At 67.5% G+C, this 5,583-nt stretch carries 5 protein-coding genes; 4 read left to right on the top strand and 1 reads right to left on the bottom strand.

Features of this window, described 5'->3' with window-relative positions:
- Positions 1 to 645, bottom strand: a 645-nt coding sequence (locus AB0M47_RS41850) for a LacI family DNA-binding transcriptional regulator (protein ID WP_363424374.1), incomplete at its 3' end; no start/stop codon positions are given.
- A 171-nt stretch (positions 646 to 816) separates the two neighbouring features.
- Between AB0M47_RS41850 and AB0M47_RS41845 the strand changes: the two genes are divergently transcribed.
- The 4 genes from AB0M47_RS41845 (at position 817) to AB0M47_RS41830 (ending at position 5,522) form a co-directional block, all read left to right on the top strand.
- Entirely contained in the window at positions 817 to 3,156 is a 2,340-nt protein-coding gene (locus AB0M47_RS41845) for a hypothetical protein (protein ID WP_363424372.1), read from the top strand.
- Positions 3,157 to 3,203: 47 nt separating this feature from the next.
- Positions 3,204 to 4,004: a hypothetical protein gene (locus AB0M47_RS41840; protein WP_363424369.1), complete on the top strand. Its 801-nt coding sequence runs from the start codon at positions 3,204 to 3,206 to the stop codon at positions 4,002 to 4,004.
- Positions 4,005 to 4,038: 34 nt separating this feature from the next.
- Positions 4,039 to 4,347: a hypothetical protein gene (locus AB0M47_RS41835; protein ID WP_363424366.1), complete on the top strand. Its 309-nt coding sequence runs from the start codon at positions 4,039 to 4,041 to the stop codon at positions 4,345 to 4,347.
- A 215-nt stretch (positions 4,348 to 4,562) separates the two neighbouring features.
- Positions 4,563 to 5,522, top strand: coding sequence for a serine/threonine-protein kinase (locus AB0M47_RS41830; RefSeq protein WP_363424363.1), 960 nt, complete (start codon positions 4,563 to 4,565; stop codon positions 5,520 to 5,522).
- Positions 5,523 to 5,583 lie beyond the last annotated feature (61 nt).

The raw sequence follows: 5,583 nt of genomic DNA, 5'->3' as shown, positions 1-5,583 counted from the left end.
GCAACGTGCCGATGGCGAACACCTTCCGACGGTTGGGCTACTCGAACTTCGCCGTACGCCTCGTCCTGTCCTGACGCTCGTTTTGCCGCAGATCAGCTGCGATGTCGGGGTGACGTAGTCGATGCCGACGTACGGCACGGCGGCCGTCGTCTCGTCCCGCCGGCCGACCGCGACGAACGGGAACTGCTCGGCGACCAGCCGCTCCAGCTCCGAGCCGACCATCTGCTGACCGAGCAGGATGCAGCCGTCGGCGAGCCGGAGCCGGGTCTTGCGGTGGAACAGACTGCGTGTGCCGTCCTCCACCGGAGAGGACGTGAAGAACAGCAGGTCACAACCGATGCTCTCGGCGGCCCGCTCGATCCCGTTCAGCAACGGGCCGTAGAAGTCCATGCTCTCGGGCGACAGGGCCGCCTCGTAGGTGAAAACGCCGATGATCTGGCTGTCCAGGCCGGCGAGCCGGCGGGCCGCCGGATCGGCGACGTAGGTGGCCTGCTCGAGCGCGCGCTTGACGCGGGCCCGGGTCTCCTCAGGGATGCGCACGTTCGTGCCGTCACGATCGTTCAGCACCACCGACACGGTGGTCTGGCTGACACCCGCGATCTCCGCGATCTCGCGCTGCGTCACCCGGCGACGTCTCGTTGGCATCGACCCTCCGTTGATAATGCCTATCTTCTTCGAACGCCGATGACCATAAGCTGCCGGAAACGAAAGCGCAACCTCCCCTTGACAGATGGGTTCTCTGGTTGAGATCGTCCGTTTCACCGCGAAGAAGATAGGCATTATCAAACGAGATTCGCGGGCAGACAGGAGCAGACGATGACACCCCAGTTCAGCCGTCGCGGCTTCCTCGGCATGACGCTCGCGGCGGGCGTCGTCCTCATCGCCGAGCCCACCCCCGTCACCGCGTACGCCGCAGCCGGCGACGTCTCCCTGACGGCCGGCGGGATCAGCCTGCTGGCGAGCGTCGGCGGACGCCTGGCCATCCGGGACGCGGCCGGTGTCACGCGGTCCGCCGGATCCAAGTTCCAGATCAAAGACCAGGTCACCGGCATTCACCTGTCCACCGGCGGCACGCCGGTGCTCGCTCAGCTGCCCGACGGAACCCCGGCGATCCGCATGGACTACGTCTTCGACGCGGCGGCCGGCCCGGTGACGGTGGTCGGCTGGTTCACCGTCACGACCAACCACGCCCAGCTGGAATGGCGCGTCACCGGCCCCGGCACGCTCGTGCCCGACGGCTTCCTGTTCAGCCGGGCGATCCAGGCCCCGACAGCGCCCGACGACTACATCGCCATCACCGAGTGGGTACGCGACGCGGGCGGTGGCATCCCGTACGAGGACACCGTGGGCGTCGCGCACACGTCGAGCTGGGGCAGCCTGCACGGCATGTTCCTGCTGGACCGGTCGCGTCAGGCCTGGACGAACGCCACCTGGGTCCACGCACCCGGAGTACCGGACCCCGACGGCGGCTGGACCAGCCAGGCCGACTTCTTCTTCTCCGACACCCGGCCGTCGGCCACGGCGACCATCGGCCGCGGCCGCGAACTCGGGCTCGAACTGACCACCAACCGCCCGTTCAACCTCTCCGACGTGGCCGGCGCGCCGATGGAGCTCACCGCCACCGTCGCGAACGGCGGCGCGGCCCGGTCGGCCGAACTGCAGCTGACAGTGCGCGACTTCGACGGCAACGTCGTGGCCGACACCACGGTCGGCGGCGGCATTTCTGCCGCAGGCACCTGGCAGTACGCCTTCACCGTGCCCGCGCCGGCCGCCGGAATGGTGTTCGCCGAGGTCACCGTCCGGTCCGGCGACGACTCCGCCTTCGCGCGGACCACCCTCGCCACGCTCGCACCGTTCGATTACCAGGCCGGCGCGAGCAGCATGTTCGGCATCGCCAACTATCCGTGGCTCCAGCGTCCGAGCGCCGATGCGGTGCTGGATCTGTGGGAGCTTTCCGGCATCAGCCTGGTACGCATCGCGTACGACGGCGGTCCAGGTCTGCCGCCTGCCGCCTTCGACGCCCGAGGGATCCGGCACAACATCGAACTGCAACCCTCCCTGGAGGCGACCGACGCCGACGCCGCCACCTGGGCAGCCGACAAGCTGTCGGTGGCCGTCGGGGCCGGAGCCGGCTACTTCGAGGTCGGCAACGAGCTGAATCGCCCGTTCAACACCGGAACCGCCGCTCAGGCCTACCTGGACAAGGCCTTGCGACCGGTCTTCGACCGGCGGGCGGCCACCGGTGCGACGATCAAGCTGATGAACAACGGCCTGGCCGGGATGGACAAGCCGTGGGTGCAGAACTTCATCGCCGCCGGCGGCTGGGACATGATCGACGCGTTCGCCTACCACCCCGGCCGTGGCAACTTCACGCCGGACTACATCCCGCCCGGCGACGACTGGAGCACCGGAGCCGACGGCACGTACTGGAACTTCTACGGCGGCTTGAAGCAGCTCAAGGCGCTGATGGCCCAGTACGGCGACAAGGAGATCTGGCTGACCGAGGCGTACGCGCCGACCAAGCCGAACAGCTGGTGGCACGACACCTATCGGCACGCGGCGGAAAACGTCCTGCTCACCCTCGCGTTGGCCAAAGCCGAAGGGGTGAAATGCGTCTGCTGGTACCAGTTCCACGACAGCGTGCTGGGCATGCCGCAGGTGGCCGATCCCGACAACGTCGAGTACCACTACGGCCTGATGAACCGTGACCTGAGCCCGAAGCCGTCCCTGCTGGCGTACGCGAACGCCGCGCGCGTGCTCGATCAGGCCACCTTCCGAAGCTGGCTGACGTTCGCCGATCCGCTCACCTTCGGCCTGTGGTTCGACACTCCGTCCGGGCCGGCCACTCTCCTGTGGAACCGGGCCGACGGCTATCTGCTCAACACCACCGGCCTGCGCACCGACTGGCACTTCCCCGCACCGGAGGTCTGGGTCGATCCGTGGCCGACCAAGGTGGCTCTCACAGTCGCCGCCCGAAGCGCTGTCACCGAACTGGACGCCATCGGGCAGAGCCGGCAACTGCCGGTCGCCGAGGGTCAGGTGACGGTGACCCTCGACGGCGCGCCGAGAATCTACTATGGGCTCGTGCCGCGACCGGACAGCAATGGCAGGCACACTCTGGCAGGTTCCCGCATCGGACGGAGCCGGAGGCGGTGAACGACCGGGCGACGCCGATCCTGTCGGTGACCGATAGCGGGACGAGGATGACTCAGCTGCTGCCGGGACAGCCCGTCGGCCGAGTGAGCAGCGGTCTCATCCGGTTCATGCTGCTCGGCATGGCGACGTGGGCGGTCACGTCGTCGGTCCCGTACGCCGCGCTGCTCGGCTTGGCGCCGACCCCGGGCGTGAGCCGCGCGCTGGGGAGCCCGTGGGCGCTGGCGGGGGCGATCGCCACCGCCTTTCTCTCGATCGTGGTCAACGGCAACGTCCATGCGCGAGCCGCAGCGGCATTCCGGCAGAGTCGCGTGTCGGGCCTGTTCAACGGCCTCACCGTGGCCGGCGGACTCGGCATCGGCGGGCTCGTCTGGACAGCCGCCAGCTACTCCCGGAATCCGGCGCCGTCGTTCGACCTGGAGCACATCGTCACCTCACCGACCATCCCACGCGAGCTGGGGGTGCTGGTGGCTGTCCTCATGGCGGCCCTGGCGGTTTGGATGCTGATCCGTCTGACGGCAGCCCTCCGCCACGTACGCGAGCGGCAGCTCACCATCGAACGACTGCGCCAGAGCGGAAAACGATACGACGGCGTGATCGCCGAGGTCGTGTTCCAGAACGAGTGGCTCTGGGACATGCCGGTGTTCACCACCCGCGTCGCGTACGCCGACCGCGGCGAACCCCGAGAGCTACGGCTGCACATGCGTACCGACGCCGAGCGGGTGCCGACCCTCGGCTCACCGGTGATCGTGTTGACCGACCACGCCGGGGCGACGCACGTCGACCTCGATTACGAGGCGGGCGTGCAGTTCGAGGAACCCTACGACAAGTTCGTCGCTCCGTCCGGCTGACTACCACCAGCTCCTCGAAAGGACGCAAACTCCGATGACTATCAAGATCGAGGCGCAACCCGACGACGGCTGCGTGCTGGTGTTCGACGGAACCGTGCTCGAACTGTTCGGGCACGGTGACACTCATCGGTTTCACGTCTGGCAGCGGCCTCGTCTCGAGTTCCCGCAGGGAAAGCGGCCCCGACTGGAGATCCGCTGCGCTGTCGGCCCCTGGCTCGGCATGGAGTATCAGCCCGCTCGCCGCCCTGAACTCGACGCTCTCGCGACAGCCGTGGACGAGGCGGTCGCACAACGCGACGCGGCGATTCGGACTACCGGCAAGAGCGGGCCAGTCTATGGATAAGAAATTCATCTGATGCATTGGAACCCCTTGCCGCGACTGCCTCATCCGGCCCGCCGCGACCGGCGTCGCGCCGATCATGAGGTTTGGCCACCGATGTCCACTCCTATACGGGCCGGCGTGCTTCGCGTACGCCCGCGTTCTGATCAAAGATTCGCGTGCACGCTCGAATAGGTGTAACACGGTAGGTAGGGCTCACCGTGCGTGGAGGTTGCCCGATGGGGGGCTGGATGCCGCCGGGTCGCGATGCACTACTTCGGACCGAAGTACTGCACGAAAGCGCGCGCACGCGCGTGACTCGGCTGATCTTCGCGGGGCGCTCAGCTATCCGCAAGGAGCCCCTCGGACCGGACGCGCAGCGCCGGATAGAGCATGAGCTGACGATGCTGGAACGGCTGCGCGCTCTTCCGGGGATCGCACAACTACTCGACGCGCCGACGTATCCGGGTTCGATCGTGCTGGAGGACAGCGGTGCGAGCCTGGCCGCGCTGGCGAAGCCGCTGGCGGTCGATGAGCTGGTCGGGCTCGCGTTGCAGTTGGCCCGCGTTGTGGCGGGCATGCATCGTCGGGGCGTGATGCACCAGGACATCTCGCCGACGAACATCGTGATCTCCCACGACGGCATGCCTTGCCTGGTGGACTTCGCATTGGCGTCGCCGCTAGCCGAGATACGCCCGGAGTTCACGCATCACACTGAGATCGTTGGGACATTGGCATATCTGGCCCCGGAGCAGACGGGGCGTACCGGACGGCCGGTGGACGAACGCGCCGACCTGTACGCGTTTGGTGCCACGCTCTACGAACTGGCGACAGGCCAGCCGCCGTTCGGTTCCGGCGACACGCTGCGGCTAACTCATGATCATTTGGCTCGGGTGCCGCTGCCGCCTGCCGCGGCGAACCCGGCCATCCCGGAGTCGTTGTCGGCGATCATCATGCATCTGCTGGAGAAGGAACCGGACAACCGTTACCAGACGGCCGACGGGGTCGCGCATGATCTGGAGCGACTGCAGGACACCCTGGCCCGCCCAGCCGCTGCGGGAATCCACATCGGCGAGCATGATTTCCCGCTACGGCTGCTGCCGCCATCGCGGCTGGCCGGCCGCGAAGACGAAGCAGCAGAGTTGGAGACCGCGTTCGCGGAGATGCTAGTGGCTCAGCAGGAAACGTTGGCCAGGTAATCGGGTGAGCGGATCTTGGATTTGGTGGCGAAGTCGCGTTTCGGTTCGGCATGACTGTTGC

This window comes from Hamadaea sp. NPDC051192, assembly GCF_040682475.1.
Lineage (GTDB): Bacteria > Actinomycetota > Actinomycetes > Mycobacteriales > Micromonosporaceae > Hamadaea > Hamadaea flava.
The sequence above is the reverse complement of the archived record's forward strand: the minus strand, read 5'-3'. Positions and strand labels throughout refer to the sequence as shown.